The organism is Adlercreutzia shanghongiae (assembly GCF_035830635.1).
Taxonomy (GTDB): domain Bacteria; phylum Actinomycetota; class Coriobacteriia; order Coriobacteriales; family Eggerthellaceae; genus Adlercreutzia; species Adlercreutzia shanghongiae.
Map to the genome: position 1 here is coordinate 183,882 of NZ_JAYMFI010000001.1, position 21,165 is coordinate 205,046.

A 21,165-nucleotide genomic window follows, 5' to 3' on the forward strand; every position below is an offset into this window, starting at 1 on the left:
CTGGGACACCTTACCGGGTAAGGTGTCCCAGTTCGCTTACTTGAAGCGCTTCAGCAAAAGGGAGTTGCTGACGACGCTGACACTGGAAAGGGCCATGGCGGCACCGGCGAGGGCCGGGGCCAAGATGCCCACGGCGGCGAGCGGGATCATGATGCAGTTGTAGATGAGCGCCCAAAACAGGTTCTGCTTGATCTTGCGCATGGTAGCCTTCGACAGACGCAAAGCCACGACAAGGTCTGACAGACGATTGCGCATGAGCACCACGCTTCCGGCATCCAGGGCCACGTCGGTGCCCGAGGCGAGCGCCACGCCGATGTCGGCGGCAGCGAGCGCCGGGGCGTCGTTGATGCCGTCGCCCACGAAGGCCACAACGGGCCGCCTGCCCGCCGCGGAGCCGCGCGACCCCTCGTCTTCGGCGCCCTCCGCCGCGGGGGCCAGCTCAGCCACATCTGCCGCGCTGCGCACAGCCCGCACGCAGTCGGCCTTCTCGAGCGGCTTCACGCCGGCAAACACATGGTCATCGGCGATGCCCACCTCCTCGGCGATGAACCGGGCCGCAGGCGCCGCGTCGCCGGTGACCATGTAGGACGCCACGGCAAAGTCGTCGGCCAGCGTGCGCACCGTGGCCGCGGCATCGGGTTTCGGCTCGTCGCGGAACTGGATGCGGCCGGCGGGCACGCCATCCACCGCCACGAGCGACCCCGCGGCTCCCGCAGCCCCATCCGCGGCTTTCCCCACGCCGACGAACACCTCGCGGCCTTCCACCACGCCGTGCACGCCCTCGCCGACGACCGCCTCGAAGGTCTCGGCGGCAGGCAGCGGCGGCAGGCCGCGCCCCTCGGCATAGCGCACCACGGCACGGGCCAGGGGGTGCTCGCTCCTCTCCTCCAGGGCGGCGGCCAGGCGCAGGGCCTCATCGGGCACATCGCAGGCCGTCACCACCGGCTCGCCCACCGTGAGCGTGCCCGTCTTGTCGAACACCGCCGCCGTAAGGCTACCCATGGTTTCCAGCACGGTGCCGTCCTTGATGAGCACGCCCAGCTGCGCGCCCTTCCCCATGCCGACGGTGAGCGCGGTAGGCGTGGCCAGGCCGAGGGCGCAGGGGCACGCCACGCAGATGACCGCGATGGCCGGCATGAGCGCCTGCACGAGACGACCGTCGGAGCCGGCGGGCACCGCGAAGAACCACACGCAGAACACGAGGAGTGCAATGATGAGGATGGCCGGCACGAACACCGCCGCGATGCGGTCGGCGATGCGCTGGATGGGGGCCTTCGTGCCCTGGGCATCTTCCACGGCCCGCACAATGCGGGCGAGCGTGGAGTCGGCGCCCACGCGCAGGGCGCGCACGGTCACCGAACCGGTGGTGTTCTGGGTGCCGCCCGTCACGGCGTCGCCCGCCACTTTCACCACAGGCATCATCTCGCCCGTGAGCATGGACTCGTCCACTTCCGTGGAACCTTCCACCACCACACCATCAACGGGCATCTTTTCGCCGGGCCGCACAAGCACCGTGTCGCCGGCCACCACTTGAGCAAGAGGCACCTCACGCTCTTTCCCGCCGCGCACCACGCGCGCCGTGGGCGGCGTGAGGTTCATGAGCGACTCGATAGCCTGGTTCGTAGCCCCCTTCGCACGGCTTTCCAGCATCTTGCCTAAAAGCACGAAGGTGATGAGCATGGCGCAGGTCTCGAAATAGGGCATGCCGTCGTTGATGGCCAGCGCTTCGTGGCTCGTCCAGTCGCTCGTGATCACAGGCAGGAAGGTAATCCACAGCGAGAAGAGAAACGCGATGGACGTGCCGAGCGCCACGAGCACGTCCATGTTCGCCGAGCCGCCCTTGAGCGAACCCCACGCACCCTTATAGAAGCGGGCGCCGCAGCCGAACTGCACGGGCACGGTGAGCGCCAGTAACAGAATGTTCGCCGCGAACATGGCCTGCACGTGGGTCGGCTCAGCCGCGAACAGCCCCGCGAGGGCACCGCCCACCCCCATATGCCAGCCGGGAATCATGCCGATAGCCACGATGACCACGGTGAGCGCCGCCGCGATGCCGAATACCTTGCGGTCGCGTGCGGCCCGGGCAGCCTCGCGGGCGCGGCGCTTCTCGTCCACCAAAGGCGCATCGTCCGGGATGATTTCGGCCGTGAAGGCCAAATTGTCGAAGACAGCGAGCATGTCATCTACGCTGGCTTGCGCCGGGTCGAAGACCACCCTGCCCGTGTTGTTGGCCAAATTCACCGCCACATCGATGACGCCGGGGGTCTTGCGGTAGTGGCTCTCAATAGAGGCGGCGCAGTTCGCGCAGTGCATGCCCTCGATGGCCAAGCGGATGGAGGCGCTGCGGGGCTCATCGGCTGCGGAATCGGCCTTGGGCGCTGAAGTGCTGTCCGAAGCTAGAGCCTCGTCGGGCGATGCATCAGAGGACGCTTCCTTCATCCCGCCATCGCATACCTGGGCCTTTTCTGCGTCCTTCTTGGCTTTCTCCGCCGCATCAGCGGCAATCTCAGCGGCGAAGGGGTGCTCACCCTCATTCGGCATGACGGCCACCTTGAAGTTGGTGTCGCCCAAAGCATGCAGAAGGTCATCGAGGACCACTTGAGCCGGATCGAAGGTCACATCGACTTGCTGACCCTCCAAATCGACGGCCACCGAGGCCACGCCCGACAAGTCTTCGTAATGCCGCGTCACATTCGCCACGCACTTCTCGCAGTGCATGACCGCCACGGCCAGACGCTGGGTTTCCATAGATGCTCCCATCTTTACAGAAAGCGATGCATAAGCGTCATCACTTCATCGACCACGTCATCGTTGCCGTCGCGAATCTCCTCCACGACGCAGGTGCGCATGTGCTCCTGCAGAAGCATTTCGGAGACGCGGCGCACGGCCGATTCGGCGGCGGCCAGTTGAGTGAGCACATCGCCGCAGTAGCGGTTGTCCTCGATCATGGCCTTCACGCCGTTCAGCTGCCCGATGGCCCGATTGAGCCGCCGCGCCACATCAGCCTGCAGCTCCTCAGAACGCGGCGTGTGCTTATGCCGGCAAGCGCATCCGGCAGCCACCACGTTCTTAGAGGCCCTCGCGATGGCCGCGCGCTCTATTTCCGTTTCCATGTCCATCTCCGTTTCACCCGCTTGCGCTTCCGCCTTCATGTCCCGAGGCGTTTCGCCCGCATTTCCGAAGGCATTTCAACCGCATTTCAATGGCCGTTTCGCCCGCATTTCCAGAGCTGCTTCGCCCGCATTTCCGAGGGCATTTCAACTGCGTTTCCAGAGCTGCTTCGCCCGCATTTCCGAGGGCGCTTCGACCAATCACGCTTTCTTGTACGCGCGTTTCGTTCTTTATACCCCCAGGGGGTATTTTTTGTCAAGCATCAGGCCTTTGGCATAAAAAGTAGTCCGCAATGGCAGAAAATGACGTTTCGGGGCGCAACCAGAGGGGCTTTTCTTAATCGTCAGTGACGATTGCCGAGATATCGAAGCCCGTTCTCGTCGAATTGCGGCCCGAACACCCCCGGTATAAGCCGGTCGCATCGCACGCTGCGCCTCCAATCGACATTTTCTGCCACCGCCGCTTCGAAAAGGAGCAGAGCGCCCGTCCCAAAGCCAATGCGACCGCCCAAGCCCAAACCTCCCAGTGCCCGCCCAAATAAAAAACGCCCGCAGCCGGAGCTGCGGGCGCGTTGCGCTCAAGTATGTCGCCGTGGCTTACAGCGAATCGATGTAAGCAACCAGGTCGCCGACGGTGGTCAGGCCCTCGGGCTCGCCGAAGTCAACCTCGCAGGCCTCCTCCAAATCGCAGATGAGCTCCACCATATCCAGCGAGTCGATGCCCAGGGACTCAAAGGTAGCCTCGGGGGTGACGGTAGCGGGATCGATGTCGAGATTGCTCTCGAGAACGGTGGCGATGGTGTCGATGGTGGCCATGGACTAGTCCTCCTTTTGCTTGAGCAGGCCGTAACCGCCGTCGTCGCGGCGATACAGGACATGCACCTTGTTGGTGTCACGATCAGTGTACGCGAAAAAGTCGTGGCCGAGCAAATCGATTTCCACGAGCGCCTCTTCCTCGGTCATCGGCGTGAACTCGATCTCCTTGGTGCGGACGATCTCGTCCTCGGCCAGCTCGTCCATGAGACGATCGAGGTCGAGCTCAGTCTCGGCATGGGCATCCTCGTGAGCGTAGTCGACGATGCGCTCGGTGGCGCGGACGCGCTTATCGAGGACGCGAGTCTTGTACTTGCGCAGCTGGCGGGCAACCTTGGCGGCGGCCACGTCGATAGCGGCATACATGTCCTCTTCGCTCTCCTCAACGCGAACGATATGCCCCTTCACGCGAACGGTGACCTCGCAGATGGCCGGCAGCGGATTGGCCGGGTTCTTCTCGGTATACAGAACAATTTCCGTGGAGACGGTGTCTGCGTCCACAGCCTTAATCGCGTTGCCGACCTTTTCCTCAGCGTACTGACGAAGGGCGTCGGTGACGGGCATTTTGCGTCCGGACACGGTGATCGTCATGATATCCACCTCTTTTAGCTCGTTGCTTGCAAAACCATATTGACGAGCGGCGACCTCGCATGGCCCCATCCTGCGACAGGAGGGATGCGGCGAGTGTCCGCTCGGCAACGTGAGAAACAAGGATAACGCAATTCTGCTAATATTCAGGGGGTAATTTGGTGTTGCATAAAAACGGTTTTCATACGAGCCATTGAGCAGAGCCGCGCTTCGGCGCGCAGAGAATCAGAGAATCGAGGAATTCTGTGGAACCGACGGAGAAGAATCCCGACCCGCATCACATTTTCATCGACGAGGTGCAGGGACACCAGCGTCGCTGGCTGAAAGTCATCCAGTTTACGAGCTCGTCCACCAAGGCGGCGGCCATCATGCTGGCGGCAGCGGTGGTGGCGCTCATCATCGCGAACTCCCCGGCTTTCGAGTCTTTCGAGGAGTTCTGGCACACCCACGTCATCATCGGCGTGGGCAGCTTGATCGGCGAGATGTCCTTCGCCCACATCATCAACGACATCTTCATGGCCGTGTTCTTCCTTTTGGTCGGCTTGGAAATCAAATACGAGATGACCGTCGGTGAGCTGACGAACATCCGCCAGGCGGCCCTGCCCATCATCGCGGCCTGCGGCGGCGTGCTCGCGCCCATCGTCATCTACTGCATCTTCAACGTCTCCAATCCCGAGACGTCTCACGGCTGGGGCGTGCCGACGGCCACCGACATCGCCTTCGCCTTGGGCATCATGGCCCTGCTCGGCAACCGGGTGCCCAACGGCGTGCGCGTGTTCCTCTCCACGTTGGCCGTGGCCGACGACATCATCGCCATCCTCGTCATCGCCATCTTCTACGGCCAGAGCCCCTCGCTTGCGTGGCTGGGCGTCGCCGCGGTCATTCTCGTGGTGCTCATCCTGCTGAACCGCGCCCACGTGTACGCGCTGGCGCCCTATCTGCTCGTCGGTTGCCTGCTGTGGTTCGCGGTGTTCATGTCCGGCGTGCACTCCACCATCGCCGGCGTGCTGCTCGCCTTCACCATTCCCACAGGCTCGCGCGTCGACCTTTCGCGATTCATGCAGTGGTCGGGCGATCGCGTGCGCGAGGCCAACGACGCCTATATCGCCACCGAGCCGGTCACCCTGCAGAAGGACTACATGACCACGGTCTCGCGCTTGTCCCAGGTTGCCCGTCAGGTGGTGCCGCCCGCGACGCGCCTCGAGCACATGCTGTACCCCTGGGTGTACTTTGCGGTGCTGCCGCTGTTCGCGCTCACCAACGCCGACGTGAGCTTCCTGGGCGGCGATGTGCTCGCCATGGTGACGAGCCCGGTATTCTTCGGCGTGTTCTTCGGACTGCTTCTGGGCAAGCCCATCGGCATTATGCTGTTCAGTTTCCTTACGGTGAAATTCAAGATTGCCAGCCTGCCGGAAAACGTGAACTGGATCCATATGCTCGGCGCGGGCATTCTGGGCGGCGTGGGATTTACCATGGCCATCTTCGTGGCGAACCTCGCCTTCCCCGAGGCAGTGCTCATCGCGGACGCGAAGATCGGCATTTTGTCCGCCTCGCTTCTGGCGGGCGTTATCGGCTTCCTCTTCCTGTTCATGCAGGCGAAGGCCGCCGAGCGCCAGGGCATCGCTTATGTGTCCGCCTCTCTTGACGAGATGGTGCGTCCCACCGCCGGCGAGGAGGCCGCCGACATCGCCGACGACGTCGTGCTCGGCTTGGGCGACGATGATTTGGTGGACGACGTGCGCGATGTGCTCATTTCCGAAGGCGGCGTGGCGGAGTTCGTCATCCACGAGAAGCAAGCCCGCGATTCCGCCGAAGCGGCCGAAGCCGACGACGTCACCGGCATGAGGCCGTAACCGACATCACCTTGAGGCATGTTACCAAGGGCGCTCTGCGGAGCGCCCTTTTCTATGCGTCGTGCAGGTTCTCAAGCAAGAAAGCGTGACGCCCATCATCTCGCAAAAGCCTAGAGTGCGTTATGCAAATCCACGCTTCGGCGAGTAAAACAGCCTCTGATTCTCCCGCACGACTCTCGCTGCTCTCCCCGCAATCTCCCCGTATTCGCAATTCAATCTCAGTGTAAAATTTCCCTCTTGACCTGCACTTTCATTCAGCATACTCTTCACCTATGAAACTGCTTGCCATAGACGCCACCGCCAGAGACTTCTACCGTCACGCGCCTCACCTCATCCGTGGCGCTCAGCGAACGCGCGCTTTCTCTGCGCCTGACCAGACGCCGTCAGCTTCAGATGCAGAATCCCTTTGCGGCAGCTTTTCGCGTCCTCCCTTCCACATCCTCACTTCCCAAGCGCAGGGCAGCCGAACAGCTCGCTCTATTCGCTGCCACCGCCACGTGGGCCGCCTTCCAGCGGGGTCATTTCTTAAGATATCGAACAATTTGCTCGTGGCGTCACCGGAATATCTTTTCTTGCGCGCCGCCAAGACGCTGCCGCCCGTTCACCTCATCGCTTTCGGTTACGCACTTTGTGGCACCTACTATCTAAGCGGGCCAGATCAGCGCACCTCTCTTTCCTCGACTTCCAAGCTCGCGAGATACCTCAATCGATGCGAAGGCATGCACGGAATCAAGCGGGCCCGCCAGGCACTTCGCCACGTGCTCGACGATGCCGCATCCGCACGCGAAGCTACCACGGCCATGAAGCTAACGCTTCCCTGCAGAATGGGCGGGTACGGACTACCGCATCCCACGCTCAATAAGAGAATCGACCTTCCTACGCAAGCGCGCACCGCCCTCGGAAAAAGCCATGTGCGCATTGATCTCGGATGGACCGCCATCAAAACCGGCATCGAGTACGATAGCGACCAGTGGCATACGGGAAGCGCTCGGATCGCCCGCGACTCTCGACGTCGCAACGAATTAGCCAGCCTCAATTTCGACATCATCACTATCACCAACGACGAAATGAAATCAGTGGTCGATATGGACAGAATCGCCAAGACCCTTGCGAAAAAGCTCCACGTCAGAACGAGGCCTGCGGTCAAAGATTACGAAAGGCTCAAGGCCGACCTGCGCGACATTCTTGAGGGATGGGCCTGAGATGCAGTTCCGCTTGCAGAGAACAAGGCTTCGAGTGGCAATTTTATTCGATTTGAGGCGCATCGCCAGCATCTTCAGCACACTCAACTGCCCTTTTGGTCGCAGATTGCGCCAAATAGCCCTCCGAAATCGCAATCTTCAGGACGAATCGCGCCTCCATGCGCCTCAAATCGCACTTTTTTGCCATTCGGGCGCCATCGTCCTGCAAATAAGCGCCTTTTTCAGATCGGCGATGGCGTAGAGGGTGCCGAACGCGACGACGGTTCCAGAGGGAGCGCTCTCACGGGCAATTTCAAGTGCGGCTTCGCGAAAAAGCGCGGGGGCGCCAGTCTCGTGGGCAAACGCCGGAGCAAACGAAGGGGCGCCAGTCTCGTGGGCAAACGCCGGAGCAGACGACGGGGCAGCGGTCTCGCGATCGGATGCTGTGGCGGCCTGGCGAGCGGATGCGAGGGCGTCGGCAGCCGATGGGCACGGAACGACCTCCGCCGATTCGCCCCATTCTGCAAGCACCTCGCGGATACAGGAAGCCAGGTCCTCGGCAGCCAACGCGCGGGGAGTCGGTGGCGTGTAGGTGCGGAAGCTGCGCGCCCAGGGGGCGACGGCGCGAATCATGGCCGGGTAGTCCTTGTCGGCCAGCACGCCCATGACGAAATCCACCGTGTTGCGCCCGGCGTCGCCGAGCAGGTCATCCAGGGAATCGGCCAAAGCCTCGGCGCCCTGGGGGTTGTGGCCGCCGTCGATGATAGTAAGCGGATCTGTCCCCGCCACCTCGAAGCGTGCGGGCCACGCCGCCTGCGCAATGCCGGCAAAGGCGGCGTCTTCAGAGATGCTCCACCCGCACTCACGCAGCACTTCGATGGCCGTCAGCGCCACAGCAGCGTTATAAGGTTGGTAGCTGGCCAAAAGCCGCGTCTCAAAATCACGTCTCTTCCAGCTGAAGCGACGCAGGGCCACCCCGGCCAGAGGAGCAACGGAAAGCTCGGAGAAATCGGGCGCTGTCAGCACACATTCCCGCTCGCGGGCAATACGCTCGATGACCGCCATGGCCTCGGGCTCCTGAGGCCAGCTCACCACCGGCGCCCCGTGCTTTACGATGCCGGCTTTCTCCCCTGCCACGGCAGCCAAGGTGTCGCCCAGAAGGTCGGTGTGGTCGAGTCCGATGCGGCAAATCACGCTCACCTCGGGCGCGTCGATGACGTTGGTGGCATCCAGCCGCCCGCCCAGGCCCACCTCCAAAACGACGATATCGCACCCGCAGGCACGAAAATGCTCGAAGGCCACGGCGGCCATGAGTTCGAACTCGGTCGGGTGGTCGCCGCATGCGGCCTCCACTGCCTCGGCCGCAGGGCGCACCGCCGCCACTGCCCGCAACAGCTCCTCATCCGTAATGTTGGCACCGTTCATGCGAATGCGCTCTTCGAAGCGCTCAATGAACGGGCTCGTGAACAGGCCGACCTTATACCCCGCCGTCTGCAGGATGCTTGCCAAATAGGCGCAGGTGGAACCTTTTCCGTTGGTGCCCGCGACGTGGATGAACCGCAGCGCGTCCTGCGGCCGTCCCATACGATCAAGCAAGTCCCGCACGCGCTCCAGCCCCAGGCGCGAGGCCTGCCAGCGCGGCGTGTTGATCCACGCCACCGGGTCGAACGCATCGCTTGCGTCGGGACCGATATCGCCAGAGAGGTTGTTCTCGCGTTCCACAATGCTCCTTCACTGCCTACCGTTTTCTTACAAACGAAGCCAACGGAAAGCTTATCAATCACGTCATTCTATACTAGCGGTATCGTCGCGCCAGCGAGAGGAGGAGCCGTGGCCGTTATTTACGATCTCAATCGACCGAACCCGCTGAACGTGCCCTGCGCTCCGGATGCCTGCAAGCCCCCCTTGGTGCAGATTCTCACCTCCGACGAGTTTAGTCAACTGGACAGCATCTCCCAGGAAGCCCGCACCGAGCTGGCGGCCCTGGAGCTTTCCGAGGCCAACTTCGTGGAGCTGTATCCCGCCTTCGTCATCGGCTCGTTCTCGGTGCCCGACAAAGCCGACCCCACAGGCGACCCCGAGACCCTATCTTTTTACCTGGAGGCCGACCACCTCATCTTCATCGACGACGGCACCATCGCCCAAAACACCCTGAACAAGGTGGCGGCCACGGGCATCCTCACCAAGCCCACCACCTCGCATGCGCTCTACGCTTTCATGAAGACGCTCATCGCCGATGATTTCACGTGGTTCTCGGCCATGGAGGATGCCATGGAAGCCCTCGAAGATGCCATGATCACCCGCCAGGCGGACATCTCGTCGCAGACCATCATGAGCTACCGGCGCGCCGCCATGCGCATGGGCTCTTACTATCAGCAGATCGGCGTCATGGCCGACCTCATCGCCGACAACGAAAACAAGGTCATGTCCCGCGAAGAAGCCCGCACCTTCGGGCACATCGTCAGCCACGCCAACCATCTGGCCGACCGCGCCAGCATGCTGCGCGAGTACAGCCTGCAGCTTTACGAGCTGCACCAGACCCAGATCGACCTCAAGCAGAACTCCACCATGCAGATTCTCACCATCGTTACGGTCATGTTCGCACCGCTGACGCTCGTCACCGGCTGGTTCGGCATGAACCTCGCCGTTTTGCCCGGCCTCGATTGGCCCTACATGGCCTTCACGATTATCGGGCTGGCGGCCATCATGATCGTGGTGATGGTCATCTTCTTCAAGAAGAAGAAGTGGCTCTAGCCAGCGCGCCACGTGGAAGCGCGCCCGCCTCTTGCCCTACTCGGGCTTCAGCAGTTCGCCTAGGGTGGCGAAATCGTTCTCCAGTGCCACGCGCTTGCTGCCATCGTACAGGGCCGCCGCCGGGTGAAAGATGGGGAACACCTTGAAGCGCCCGGCTGTCTGCAGCGTGCCGTGCAAACGCGTGATGCCCACGTCGGTCTTCAGGATGAACTTCGTGGAAAAGTTGCCCAGCGTGACGATGAACTCGGGGCTGATGGTGCGCGTCTGCTCGCGCAGAAACGGCGTGCAGGCCTGAATCTCCTCGGGACGCGGATCGCGATTGGAAGGCGGGCGACACTTCAACACGTTGGCGATGTACACGTCATCGCGCGTGAGGCCCGCGATGGCCAACAGCTCGTTGAGGTACTTGCCCGCCGCGCCCACGAAGGGCTCGCCCTGCAGGTCCTCGTTCTTGCCGGGGGCCTCGCCCACGATGAGCACCCGAGCTTCAGGGCTGCCGACGCCGAAGACCGTTTGGGTGCGGCCATCGCACAACGGGCAGCGGCGGCAAGCGGCCACTTCGGTTTGCAGCTCTTCCAGGGAAATATGGGGGCGCTGATGAGCGGTGTTCGTCTGGGAGCTCGTCATATCCATTAATCAAATCCTCTCTCACAGGTTCGCCCAAGGAAGTCAGCGAGGGTCCGGATTTATATATAAATTCGAGGCATCCGGGAGCAGCCGAAACCGATGGCCACCTCGTGCTGGATGGTGCCGAGCGTTTCGGCCATCTGGTCAATGGTGACGGCCGCCTCGCCCTGCTCGCCCACAACGACGACCTCGTCGCCAATCTGGGGATCTAAATCGTTGCGCTGGCGCAGGTTCACTTCGAACATGCACTGGTCCATGCAGATGTTGCCCACCTGGTGGAAGCGGCGTCCGGCAAGCAGCACGTCGGTGCGGCCCGACAGGCCACGGCGAAACCCGTCGGCGTAGCCGATGGGAAGGGTGCAGATCTTCACGGCGCCGGGGCTGCGGTAGTGCAAGCCATAGCTTACGCCCTCCCCCACCGGCAGCGTCTTCACATCGGTGATGCGGGCCTTCACGCTCATGGCGGGCTTCAACTCGATCATCGGGTAAGCCTCGGGGCACGGGTAGAAGCCGTACAGCGAAATGCCGAGGCGCACCATATCCAGCTGCACCTCCGGGTAGCGGATGGCCGCCGCCGAGTTCGCCGCATGGACGATGCCGGGATTGATGCCGGCGGCGCGCAGAGCGTTCACCGCCTCGTAGAAGCGCTTGACCTGGCGCTCGAAATCGATGGTGCCGGGGCAGTCGGCCGTGGCGAAGTGAGTGAACGTGCCCACCAAATCCAGCGCACGGTGGAACGATATCTGCCGCGCGAATTCCACCACTTCGTCGTAGCGCACGCCGATGCGGTTCATACCCGTGTTCACCTTCAGATGGAAGGGAGCCGACAGCCCGAAGGCATCGGCGGCCTCGCCGTAGCGGATAGCGAACTCGGGCGTGTAGATAGAGGGCATGATCTTGTAGGCCAACAACAGCGGAATGGCCGACGCCGGCGGCTCGCCCAGCACCAGGATGGGCGCGTTCACGTAGGCCTCGCGCAAGGCGATGGCCTCGTCCACCGTGGCCACGCCGAGATACTCGGCCCCCGAGTTCAGCGCCGTCTTCGCGCACTGCACGGCGCCGTGCCCGTAGCCATCGGCCTTCACCACGGCCATAAGGCGCGTGCCCGGATTCAGGCGGCGCTTCACCGCCGAGGCGTTGTGGCGAATGGCGTTCAGGTCGATTTCCACCCAGGACCAGCGGCGGTCCGCTTCGGGAATGTGCGCGAGCTTGTCGGGGTCGAAGCGCAAAGCCTCGCCGGCCGGCGTGCCGCTCTCGGCGAAACGCAGCACCTCGCTGGCAGCCGAGGAAAGCTGCGTGACCGCTGGAGCTGCCGCCGCACCGGCGCCGGATGTCGGCGACCAGGCCTCGGCCAGCGAGCGCTCCTGCTTGCGGGCCACGAAGGACGTCTCGTCATAACGGGAGCCGCGCAGAGCATCGCCTGCGGACACGAAGTTCGGGTCGCGGCGCGAGAAGCCCGTGAACCCGTTGGGAAGATCAGCCATAACGCTCCCTCATTAAAGCGGCCGCGCCCCATCGAGCGCGGCCGCAACAGCAAACACGTTCCGTGAGAGTATACCGCAGACCCGCTGCGGGAATGCGCGTTATCCGAGCTCGCCCCGCGCTGCGGCCGCAGCGAGCTTCTGGGCGAGGTCCTTCTGCGTGTCATGGCCCTCGCCGGCCATCATCTTCACAGCGTGCGGAAGGGCGGCCACGATGCCCTCCCAGTTCTCGGTGGCCGCCTTGGTGGAGCCGGGCAGATTGATGATAAGCGTATGTCCGCGCTGGGCGCAGATGGCGCGCGAGAGCATGGCAAACGGCGTGATGGCAACGCTGTGGGCGCGCATGGCCTCGGCAATGCCGGGCACCTCGCGATCGGCCACATCGCGGGTGGCCTCGGGGGTCACGTCGCGCAGCGAGAGGCCCGAGCCGCCGCAGGTGAGCACGATGTCCGCGTCGGTATGGTCGCAGGCATCGATGAGCGCCCCGGCGATGAACGGGCGCTCGTCTTTCTCCACAACGCGGCGAAGGCACTCCCAGCCCTGCTCGGCGATGAGCTGCTCGAGCTTCTGGCCGGCCTCGTCGGTTTCCAGGGTGCGCGTGTCGGAACAGGTGATGATGGCGAACTTGATGGTCATAGCTCCTCCTACAGGGCAACTTCTTCGGGTACGTCCAGCAGAATGCAGTCGACGACGCTGCCGGCCGGCTGAGGCTCGGTGCCGTCGGGCATGATGGCCATGCAGTTGGTCTTCTGAATGGGGCCGAACAGGCCCGAGCTCTGGTTCTTGGCCGGCGTCACCTCGTAGGCTCCGTCAGACGCGCGGGTAAGGTTCGCGCGCAGGAAGATGCGTCGCGGATCCTTGTTCTTCTCGTCGGCAGTCAGGCGCGCTTTCACCACGGGGTGGTCCATGAAGCGGTACCCCTGCATGGTGCGCAGCGCCGGGCGGATGAGCATCTGGAAGCCCACATAGGCCGCCGCCGGGTTGCCGGGCAGCCCGAACACGGGCACGCCCTCCACGATGCCGAAGGTCTGGGCCTTGCCGGGGCGCATGTTCACCGTGGTCATCATGAGCTCGCCCAGCTCGGCCACCACCGGCTTGATGAAGTCGAAGTCGCCGTTGGCGGCGCCTCCCGTGGTAATCACGAAGTCGTAGGCGCGGGCCGCCTCGGCCACGGCGTCGCGCAAGGCCTCGAAGGTGTCCTTCACGATGGGCAGCATGTGGGCCTCGGCACCGGCCTCGCGGGCGGCCGCGGCCATGGCGTAGCTGTTGGAGTTGCGGATCTTGCCGGGACCTGGCACCTCGGTCGGCGGCACGAGCTCGCTGCCCGTGGCGATGATGGCCACGCGCGGGCGGCGGTGTACCGGCACCTCCAGCACGCCGCAGCCGGCCAGAAAGCCCACCCCGGCCGCCGTGAGCACATCGCCGGACTCGACGACCACCTCGCCGGCACGCGCCTCTTCGCCAGCGGGACGAACATTGGCGCCCACCTTGGCCGGGGCGGCGAAGGACACGATGGAGCCGGGCTTGCCGTCGCCTTCCACCACACCCACAATCTCGTACTTCACCACCGCGTCGGCATCATCGGGAAGGCAGGCGCCGGTCATGATGCGCACGCACTCGCCTGTGCCGATGGAGCCCTCGAACACGTCTCCCGCACCAATTTCGGCAATGACGCGCAGCGTGGCCGGAGCCTCTTCCGTAACCTCTGCAAGCTCGGCGGCGCACAGGGCGAACCCGTCCATGGCCGAATGAGCGAACGGCGACACGTCGATATCGCTCACCTGGTCGGCGGCAACGACGCGCCCCACGGCCTCGAGCAGCGGCACCGTTTCCACGGGCAGCTTTCCCACCGCCCCGCACACCAGCGCGCGGGCCTCCTCCAACGGAATCATTTCTTTCACAGACGTTCCTTCCCCTTCAGGCTCTTGCGCACCTGGTTCGAAATTTTCTTCTGTTAATTATAGCCATCTAAGAATACTTTAAAAGCCCGAACAGCGGGGTTCGCCTCCGCGCTACAATGACCCTATCATCTTCCAAGGAAAGAAGGCACCCATGAGCTTCGCCGTGACCCCCTACACGCCGCCCGATTTCGATGCCGCGCACTTGAGGGAGGCGCCGGATACGCGCCTTGAGCCGGCACCGAAGGATTTCGTGGCGCCCGAGGGCTACCACGCCATGTCCATCTATCCGGAATACCTGAAGCTTAACGGCCAGTGGGTGCTCGCTCGCGATTCCCGTATGGATTGCGTGGCCGTGGTGGAAGACGGCGAGATTTTCGTGCGCGAGTTTCGCCACATCAAGAAGGGCGATCTCATCGCCTGCGGACGCACAGAGCACGGCGAAGAGGGCATCCTCGTCTACACCGAGGGCTTCCGCGAGCTGGATCTGCCCGAACCCGGCGCCCCTCACCCCGGCGGTCACGACAACTTCGCCTTCCGCCTGGGCCGCTCTCGCGAGACCGCGTTCTCCCGCGACTACGACGAGCTCTACGAGCTGCTCGAGCATGAGCGCGAGCACGGCTACGTTGTTTGGGTGCTGGGGCCAGCCTTCTCGTTCAACGGATACTCCCGCGATGCCTTCGCGAAGATCATCGACGCCGGCTACGTGGATGCGGTCTTCGCCGGCAACGCCTTAGCCACCCACGATTTGGAAGGCGCCTACTTCCACACGGCGCTCGGCCAGGACATCGACACCCAGGAGAACCGCCCTAACGGCCACTACCACCACCTGGACACCATCAATCGCGTGCGCTACTGGGGCAGCATCGACAAGTTCATCGAAGAGGAGCACGTGCACGACGGCATCATGCACGCCCTCGAGAAGAACCACGTACCCTACGTGCTCGCCGGTTCCATTCGCGACGACGGGCCCCTGCCCGGCGTGTTCGGCAACGCCTATGCGGCCCAAGACGTCATGCGCAGCCACATTCGCAAGGCCACCACGGTCATCTGCCTGGCCACCATGCTGCACACCATCGCCACGGGCAACATGACCCCGAGCTACCGCGTGCTGGAGGACGGCACCGTGCGCCCCGTGTACTTCTACTGCGTGGATATCGCCGAGTTCACCGTGAACAAGCTGGTAGATCGCGGAAGCCTCGCCAGCCGCGGCATCGTCACCAACGTCCAAGACTTCATCGCCCATGTAGGCAAGGGCCTGGGAGTTTTAGGGTAACGTTCCAAGCAGAGGGAAACTTCGCAGCATCAACCAAAAAAGAAGGCGCGGCAGCCACCAGAGCTGTCGCGCCTTTTCTGCGTCATCGACAAAGGCTAGGAACGGCCCTCCTCCGTCGCCTCCGCGATCTCCGCAGCCGTCACCGGCTGGCCATTGAGGTAACCAACATGGAACTCGGCTCGCTCCATGGCCTCGCGGTAGTCCTTGGTGTTGGTGAACATCTCATGACCCCACCAGCCCTTTTTCAGCTTGATGGACCGATAAACAGCAGCCACGACAAGCGCCGCGTTGCCGATAAGGGCCAGGGCCGAGACGACAGTCATGGGCATGACGTTCACGGCGCCGTTAGTCATGATGCCATCAGCGTACATGGTGGGCAGTACGCTAAACGGCGCGTTTTCCATAAACAGCGGAAACACCTGGGCGAACATGCACCAGAACGTCAGCGTGTGACCGCGGTTGATAAGCCAGGAGCCACGATTCCACACGAAGGCGAGAATCGTAGGGGCCAGCAGCAGGGCCACGCCGCAGTACCAGGAGTGCGTAGGAAGATTGTTGTAGGTGTAGGCGAAGTTCCACAGGTCATAGGGAATAATCCAAATCCAGGTCATATCGGCCCAGATAACGTCGCGTCCGCCGCTCTCGCCCAAAGGCTTGCTCACGTAGATGTGCATGACAGCAGTCAGACCAGCGATGCAGAGAATGCCGGCAATGGCGTTCATCACGTTATGCCAACCGCCATACAGCCACACACCCTCGCTCGAGAGGTCCCAGGTGTACCACGCGGCGAAGGCATGCTCGAAGTCGCTCACCACGGCGATGAGGATGTTCAGAATGAGAATGCCCGGAACCGTGTAGATGAACCACTTCTTCTTACCGATACCCCACTGGAAGCGAATGAGCATGAAGCTGATGCAGGACAGCAAAGCAGCGTACAGCTTCGCGTAGTGGAACCAGCCGTTCATATACAGATGCGTCTGATTCTGCAGGGCCCACTCCGCGCCGCTGCCCGCGCCGATGGCCACAGCCAGGCAGTAGATGGTCACAATGACAGGAATCACAACGATCATGACGAGAGCACCGCGCTTGCTCTTAATGGACCACCAGTTGAGCAGCATGAGGACCAGCAGAACAGCAATCAGACCTCCCCACTGGAAAATCGCGTTCTCCCCGTATACCTGAAACAGCATACTTCTCCTTTCCTCGTTGAGCCTGCAGGGGCCGTTCCCGTTTCTCCTCGGCTTCCCTGCCTTCTTCCTTTTGTGGTATGACCACATGCAGAACATACCACACTACCAAACTACTGTAAATATCCTGGGAGAATTTTCTTTACTGAAATGGTCATTTATCTTGTTTGGAATTCTGGTTTGTGGTATTACCAATTACCAGACATACAGCAGCAAAGGAGAACTATGCAATTCGAGCCTATCAAATCACCCAGTCTCAAGGATCTTTTCGTCTCTCAGCTTGAGGGAATGATTCTCTCGGGCGAGCTGGCCGTTGGGCAGAAGCTGCCACCAGAGCGCGACCTGGCCGAGCAAATGGGCGTGAGCCGCACAGTAATCAACACCGGCATCGCCGAGCTCGCATCCAAGGGATTCATTGAGATTCGCCCGCGCAAGGGCGTCTTCGTCGCCGACTACCGCCGCACCGGTTCCATCAGCACCCTTATCTCAATCATGAACTTCAACGGAGGCCAGCTCCCGCGCCGCGAGATCCACTCCCTTCTGGAGCTGAGGCTTGCCCTCGAGATTCTCTGCCTCCACGAGGCAATTCCCGTCATGACCGAAGAGGGCTTAGCGACGCTTCGCGAATGTCTTGACCGCCTCATGGCCTGCCAGACGCCAGCGGAAACCGCCGAGGGCCGCTTCGAATTCGGCCACGAGCTCGACTGCCTTAGCGGGAACACCATCCTCCCCTTGCTCAGCCACTCCTTCAAGCGTCCCATCGTCTCGTTGTGGACGGAATACGGAAAGCGCTACGGTATCGAGCTGCTTAAAGACCACTGCTTGAAGCGCTTCGAGTACATCGAGGCAGGCGACATCGAAGGCGCCGTAGCTTGGACGAAAACCTGCCTCCTCGAAACCATCGACGGCAACCGCCCGCTCTACGGCACGCACTAGAGCCTTACCGCCGCGCATTAGCCGCAAAGCACGCTTGGCTTCACGTTGAGCATCATACAAAAAGGGCCGCTTCCGAAGAAGCGGCCCTTGCTTGCGCTTTGGCTTAGGATGTTTTAGCGCTTGATGTTGTAGAACGCCTTCAGGCCTGCGTAGACGGCTTGGTCCTCCAGCTGCTCCTCGATGCGGATGAGCTGGTTGTACTTGGCCACGCGGTCGCTGCGGGCCGGGGCGCCGGTCTTGATCTGGCCGGTGTTCACGGCCACGGACAAATCGGCGATAGTCACGTCCTCGGTTTCGCCGGAGCGGTGGCTCATGACGCAGGCATAGCCGGCCTGCTTGGCCATCTCAATGGCCTCGAGCGTCTCAGTGAGCGAGCCGATCTGGTTCACCTTGATGAGGATGGCGTTGGCGCAGCCCAGCTCGATGCCCTTGGCCAGACGCTTGGAATTGGTGACGAACAAATCGTCGCCCACCAGCTGGACGCGGTCGCCGATGCGGTCGGTCAGCTTCTTCCAGCCGTCCCAATCCTCCTCGGCCATGCCGTCCTCGATGGAAACGATGGGGTACTTGTTCACGAGCGCCTCCCAGTAGTCCACCATCTCGACGCTCGTGAGCTCGCGGCCCTCGCCGGCCAGCACGTACTTGCCGGTCTCGGCGTTGTAGAACTCGGTGGACGCCGGATCCATAGCGAAGAGGATGTCGGTGCCGGGTTTGTAGCCGGCCTTCTCGCAGGCCTCAACGATGTAGGCCAGCGGCTCCTCGTTGGTCTTGAGGTTGGGAGCAAAGCCGCCCTCGTCGCCCACGCCGCCGCCGAGACCGGCGTCGTGGAGCACCTTCTTCAGGGTGTGGTAGATCTCCGCACACCAGCGCAGGGCCTCGGCGAAGGTTTTGGCGCCCACGGGCATAATCATGAACTCCTGGAAGTCCACGTTGTTGTCGGCATGCACGCCGCCGTTCAGGATGTTCATCATGGGAGTAGGCAGCAGATGCGCGTTCACGCCGCCCACGTACTTGTACAGCGGAAGGCCCGCAGCCTCGGCAGCAGCCTTGGACACGGCCAAAGAGGCGCCCAGGATGGCGTTGGCGCCGAACGCGCCCTTGTTGTCGGTGCCATCGGCCTCGATCATGGCGGCGTCCACCATGCGCTGGTCCTCGGCCTCAAGGCCGATGAGCGCATCGGCGATCTCGCCGTTCACGTGGGCCACGGCATCCAACGTGCCCTTGCCCAGGTAGCGGCTCTTATCGCAGTCGCGCAGTTCCACGGCCTCAAAAGCGCCGGTGGAAGCGCCCGAGGGAACCGCCGCGCGGCCGAAGGACCCATCCTCCAGCACGACTTCCACTTCGACGGTGGGATTGCCGCGGGAATCTAAGATCTCGCGCCCGTACACATCGATGATGACGCTCATGAAATGCCTCCTTGAAGGTTGGTTATGATGCAATCAGCGTTCACCATCATAGCACGACGCAGCGACCAACGCCGTCGCATTCCGCGCAGGAGCGCAAAAGGGCCGCGCCTGCGCGGCACGGCCCCATGAGGGAGGGTGAGCTAAAGGCCCTTAGGCGATCTCGCCGGCCAGGTAGCGGGCCACGTGGCGGCCCTGGGTGGACGAGCGACCGCTCGCCACGCCCACGATGTACTCGGGGTAGTTGCCGGAGAAGAAGCTGCCCGAGGCATCGCCGGCCACGTAAAGCCCCTCGACAACCTCGCCGGCCTCGTTGAGCGCCTGGCAGTGCTTGTTGATGCGAATGCCGTCCAGCGTGGTGAGCAGCGAGCCGCCGAACCAGCAGCCGTAGAAGGGCGCGGTACGCAGGGCGGACAGACGGAATGCCTCCTTGCCGAAGTCGTCATCGATCTGGGCATCGAACTGGGCGTTGTAGCGCTCCACCTGCTCGAGGAAGGCCTCCTTGTCGGCACCCGCAAAGCCCATGGCGTCGGCCAGCCCCTCGATGGTATCGGCCTTCACCATGCAGCCGGCATCCAGGGCCACAGCGCAGAACTCGTCGATGGGCATGCCGACGGCCATCATCTGCTTGGCGAAGGCGGAGCATCCGATGGTGTCGAAGCGCAGGATATCCTCGGGCGCATTGGCGTCGAACACCTGGCACCACACGCCGCCGGGCTGCTGAGCGGCCGCATTGCACATAAAGTCGTAGGGCATCGACTCGTTCACAAAGCGCTTGCCGTGGCGGTTCACCTTCATGAAGGGCTGGCTGCCGATGTTCTCCTGGAAGATGCCGCCGGGAAGCATGGCGCCCTCCCCCTCGGAAGTGTAGCCGCAGTCCACGCCCGGAGCCACCGCACCGCGATCGAAGATCATGGGCGAGGCCTCGAGCTCCTTGACCGCGCCGGCCCAGATGGCGGCCTTGATGCCGTCACCGGTGTCGTTGGGGGCGAAGCTGGAGGCCGTGCAGCAGGCAAGGGCGGCCGGTGAGAGCGCGGACATCATGACGGGATTGGCCGGGTAGCCGCCCGTGGCGATGAGCGTGTCCTTCGCGTTCACCTGCACATAGCCCTCTTCGGTATTGAAGATGGCCCCGGTCACGACACCGTCGGCCTCCACGAGGCGCACGAGCTCCCAGCCGAAGCGCACGGGGTTTCCCGCTTCCTCGATGAGCGAGGCGAACACGTCGTTGCGCATGGGCGGGGTGTAGGGGGTCAGCCACACGTGCTGCAGCGTGGGCAGGTAGTAGTCGGTGCCGCCAGTGGGATGCTCGTTGACAAGATCGACCACGCACTGCTTCTCGGCGGCCTGCATCTTCGAATCCATCCAGTCCAGGCACTCGCCGGACTCGTCGAGCCACACGCGAATAACCTCCTGGTTGCACTTGCCCGAGGCATAGCGCGTCAACTCGTTCAAGAGCTTCGGCTTGTCCACCTCCACGCCCATTTGCTTCTGGTAGGCGCTGTCCACAGCACCCACGTACTCGCGGGTCTCCTGCACCGTGCCGTTCTTCTCGCAGATGATGAAATCGAGCCCGGCCTCCTGGGCGGTAAGGGCCGCGGTCATGCCGGCGGTGCCGGCGCCCACGATAAGAAAGTCGGTGTCCTCGGTGCGGGCGATGTCGGCGATTTCCGGAGCGGCGCCGAGCCAGTCGGCGGCTGCCGGAGCCTCGGCGCCTGTGGTGGCCATGGCCTCGCCCGAGCCCTTCGGTGCGCAACCGGAAAGAGCGGCGGTGGCGCCCGCGGCCACAAGCGCGCCCAGGCCGAGGAAGCCTCGACGGGAGATGCCGTTGGTAGTGTTCTCAGTCATAGTGTCCCTCCTTGGGTCTGCGGTCTCGCGCCCTCCGTTCGGCGCGGCCTGTGATGGCTCAGTATTGTGGGCACTCTCGGCTCTTTGCGCGACACCCCGAGAACCCGATTTTCAATTCAGTGAATGAACTGGCCTTTCTTCCATCTCACCACCCGAGCTTCACCCTCTCGGGGCGACGTCTCGCCCCGTCTTCATTGGTATACTGGATGC

17 protein-coding genes are annotated in these 21,165 nt (G+C 62.9%); 5 read left to right on the forward strand and 12 right to left on the reverse strand.

Going from position 1 to position 21,165, the window contains the following annotated elements; all coding sequences use genetic code 11:
• Nucleotides 1–36: 36 nt before the first annotated feature.
• The 4 genes from VJ923_RS00835 to hpf form a co-directional block, all read right to left on the reverse strand.
• Nucleotides 37–2,748 carry a heavy metal translocating P-type ATPase gene (locus tag VJ923_RS00835; RefSeq protein ID WP_326437542.1) on the reverse strand — a complete coding sequence of 904 codons (2,712 nt, stop codon included), beginning with the start codon at nucleotides 2,746–2,748 and terminating at the stop codon, nucleotides 37–39.
• 14 nt (nucleotides 2,749–2,762) lie between these two features.
• On the reverse strand, nucleotides 2,763–3,113 hold the full coding sequence (locus VJ923_RS00840) for a metal-sensing transcriptional repressor (RefSeq protein WP_326437544.1): 351 nt from the start codon (nucleotides 3,111–3,113) through the stop codon (nucleotides 2,763–2,765).
• Between the two features lie 594 nt (nucleotides 3,114–3,707).
• Entirely contained in the window at nucleotides 3,708–3,926 is a 219-nt protein-coding gene (locus tag VJ923_RS00845; RefSeq protein WP_326437546.1) for an acyl carrier protein, read from the reverse strand.
• 3 nt (nucleotides 3,927–3,929) lie between these two features.
• A complete protein-coding gene (gene hpf, locus VJ923_RS00850) occupies nucleotides 3,930–4,514 on the reverse strand; it encodes a ribosome hibernation-promoting factor, HPF/YfiA family (protein WP_326437548.1) in 585 nt (194 codons plus the stop codon).
• Between the two features lie 242 nt (nucleotides 4,515–4,756).
• Between hpf and nhaA the strand changes: the two genes are divergently transcribed.
• Both nhaA and VJ923_RS00860 read left to right on the forward strand, forming a co-directional pair.
• A complete protein-coding gene (nhaA, locus tag VJ923_RS00855) occupies nucleotides 4,757–6,364 on the forward strand; it encodes a Na+/H+ antiporter NhaA (protein ID WP_326437550.1) in 1,608 nt (535 codons plus the stop codon).
• Between the two features lie 548 nt (nucleotides 6,365–6,912).
• Entirely contained in the window at nucleotides 6,913–7,566 is a 654-nt protein-coding gene (locus tag VJ923_RS00860) for a hypothetical protein (protein ID WP_326437552.1), read from the forward strand.
• A 165-nt stretch (nucleotides 7,567–7,731) separates the two neighbouring features.
• Here VJ923_RS00860 and VJ923_RS00865 read toward each other — a convergent pair whose 3' ends face one another.
• Nucleotides 7,732–9,267: a bifunctional folylpolyglutamate synthase/dihydrofolate synthase gene (locus tag VJ923_RS00865; protein WP_326437554.1), complete on the reverse strand. Its 1,536-nt coding sequence runs from the start codon at nucleotides 9,265–9,267 to the stop codon at nucleotides 7,732–7,734.
• 108 nt (nucleotides 9,268–9,375) lie between these two features.
• Between VJ923_RS00865 and VJ923_RS00870 the strand changes: the two genes are divergently transcribed.
• On the forward strand, nucleotides 9,376–10,299 hold the full coding sequence (locus tag VJ923_RS00870) for a magnesium transporter CorA family protein (protein ID WP_326437556.1): 924 nt from the start codon (nucleotides 9,376–9,378) through the stop codon (nucleotides 10,297–10,299).
• Between the two features lie 36 nt (nucleotides 10,300–10,335).
• Here the strand turns inward: VJ923_RS00870 and VJ923_RS00875 are convergent, their stop codons facing one another.
• From VJ923_RS00875 to VJ923_RS00890, 4 genes are all read right to left on the reverse strand, one after another.
• Complete coding sequence (locus tag VJ923_RS00875) at nucleotides 10,336–10,932, reverse strand: uracil-DNA glycosylase (RefSeq protein WP_326437558.1); 597 nt, start codon at nucleotides 10,930–10,932, stop codon at nucleotides 10,336–10,338.
• Between the two features lie 53 nt (nucleotides 10,933–10,985).
• Nucleotides 10,986–12,410 (reverse strand): alanine racemase, encoded by a 1,425-nt coding sequence (gene alr, locus VJ923_RS00880; RefSeq protein ID WP_326437560.1) that lies wholly within the window; start codon nucleotides 12,408–12,410, stop codon nucleotides 10,986–10,988.
• A 99-nt stretch (nucleotides 12,411–12,509) separates the two neighbouring features.
• Entirely contained in the window at nucleotides 12,510–13,043 is a 534-nt protein-coding gene (locus VJ923_RS00885; protein WP_326437562.1) for a MogA/MoaB family molybdenum cofactor biosynthesis protein, read from the reverse strand.
• 8 nt (nucleotides 13,044–13,051) lie between these two features.
• Complete coding sequence (locus VJ923_RS00890; protein ID WP_326437564.1) at nucleotides 13,052–14,308, reverse strand: molybdopterin molybdotransferase MoeA; 1,257 nt, start codon at nucleotides 14,306–14,308, stop codon at nucleotides 13,052–13,054.
• Nucleotides 14,309–14,459: 151 nt separating this feature from the next.
• Between VJ923_RS00890 and VJ923_RS00895 the strand changes: the two genes are divergently transcribed.
• Nucleotides 14,460–15,581, forward strand: coding sequence for a putative NPN-dependent ornithine cyclodeaminase (locus VJ923_RS00895; RefSeq protein ID WP_326437566.1), 1,122 nt, complete (start codon nucleotides 14,460–14,462; stop codon nucleotides 15,579–15,581).
• Between the two features lie 95 nt (nucleotides 15,582–15,676).
• Here VJ923_RS00895 and VJ923_RS00900 read toward each other — a convergent pair whose 3' ends face one another.
• Nucleotides 15,677–16,771 carry a DUF5692 family protein gene (locus tag VJ923_RS00900; RefSeq protein WP_326437568.1) on the reverse strand — a complete coding sequence of 365 codons (1,095 nt, stop codon included), beginning with the start codon at nucleotides 16,769–16,771 and terminating at the stop codon, nucleotides 15,677–15,679.
• Between the two features lie 222 nt (nucleotides 16,772–16,993).
• Here VJ923_RS00900 and VJ923_RS00905 point away from each other — a divergent pair, with 222 nt between their 5' ends.
• The gene (locus tag VJ923_RS00905; protein WP_326437570.1) at nucleotides 16,994–17,704 is read left to right on the forward strand and encodes a FadR/GntR family transcriptional regulator; all 711 of its coding nucleotides are present in this window, start codon (nucleotides 16,994–16,996) and stop codon (nucleotides 17,702–17,704) included.
• A 113-nt stretch (nucleotides 17,705–17,817) separates the two neighbouring features.
• On the opposite strand, the gene eno is transcribed toward VJ923_RS00905, so the two are convergent.
• Together eno and VJ923_RS00915 are read right to left on the reverse strand one after the other, a co-directional pair.
• Complete coding sequence (eno, locus tag VJ923_RS00910; protein ID WP_326437572.1) at nucleotides 17,818–19,110, reverse strand: phosphopyruvate hydratase; 1,293 nt, start codon at nucleotides 19,108–19,110, stop codon at nucleotides 17,818–17,820.
• A 150-nt stretch (nucleotides 19,111–19,260) separates the two neighbouring features.
• Nucleotides 19,261–20,955 (reverse strand): FAD-dependent oxidoreductase, encoded by a 1,695-nt coding sequence (locus VJ923_RS00915; protein ID WP_326437574.1) that lies wholly within the window; start codon nucleotides 20,953–20,955, stop codon nucleotides 19,261–19,263.
• Between the last annotated feature and the right edge of the window lie 210 nt (nucleotides 20,956–21,165).

What these genes read in the sequence shown, in the direction of transcription:
- VJ923_RS00895 (WP_326437566.1), top strand. Translation starts at nt 14,460, where the DNA reads ATGAGCTTCGCCGTGACCCCCTACACGCCGCCCGATTTCGATGCCGCG.
- VJ923_RS00915 (WP_326437574.1), bottom strand. Translation starts at nt 20,955, where the DNA reads ATGACTGAGAACACTACCAACGGCATCTCCCGTCGAGGCTTCCTCGGC.
- hpf (WP_326437548.1), bottom strand. Translation starts at nt 4,514, where the DNA reads ATGACGATCACCGTGTCCGGACGCAAAATGCCCGTCACCGACGCCCTT.
- VJ923_RS00900 (WP_326437568.1), bottom strand. Translation starts at nt 16,771, where the DNA reads ATGCTGTTTCAGGTATACGGGGAGAACGCGATTTTCCAGTGGGGAGGT.
- VJ923_RS00845 (WP_326437546.1), bottom strand. Translation starts at nt 3,926, where the DNA reads ATGGCCACCATCGACACCATCGCCACCGTTCTCGAGAGCAATCTCGAC.
- alr (WP_326437560.1), bottom strand. Translation starts at nt 12,410, where the DNA reads ATGGCTGATCTTCCCAACGGGTTCACGGGCTTCTCGCGCCGCGACCCG.
- VJ923_RS00840 (WP_326437544.1), bottom strand. Translation starts at nt 3,113, where the DNA reads ATGGAAACGGAAATAGAGCGCGCGGCCATCGCGAGGGCCTCTAAGAAC.
- VJ923_RS00875 (WP_326437558.1), bottom strand. Translation starts at nt 10,932, where the DNA reads ATGGATATGACGAGCTCCCAGACGAACACCGCTCATCAGCGCCCCCAT.
- VJ923_RS00885 (WP_326437562.1), bottom strand. Translation starts at nt 13,043, where the DNA reads ATGACCATCAAGTTCGCCATCATCACCTGTTCCGACACGCGCACCCTG.
- VJ923_RS00905 (WP_326437570.1), top strand. Translation starts at nt 16,994, where the DNA reads ATGCAATTCGAGCCTATCAAATCACCCAGTCTCAAGGATCTTTTCGTC.
- VJ923_RS00835 (WP_326437542.1), bottom strand. Translation starts at nt 2,748, where the DNA reads ATGGAAACCCAGCGTCTGGCCGTGGCGGTCATGCACTGCGAGAAGTGC.
- eno (WP_326437572.1), bottom strand. Translation starts at nt 19,110, where the DNA reads ATGAGCGTCATCATCGATGTGTACGGGCGCGAGATCTTAGATTCCCGC.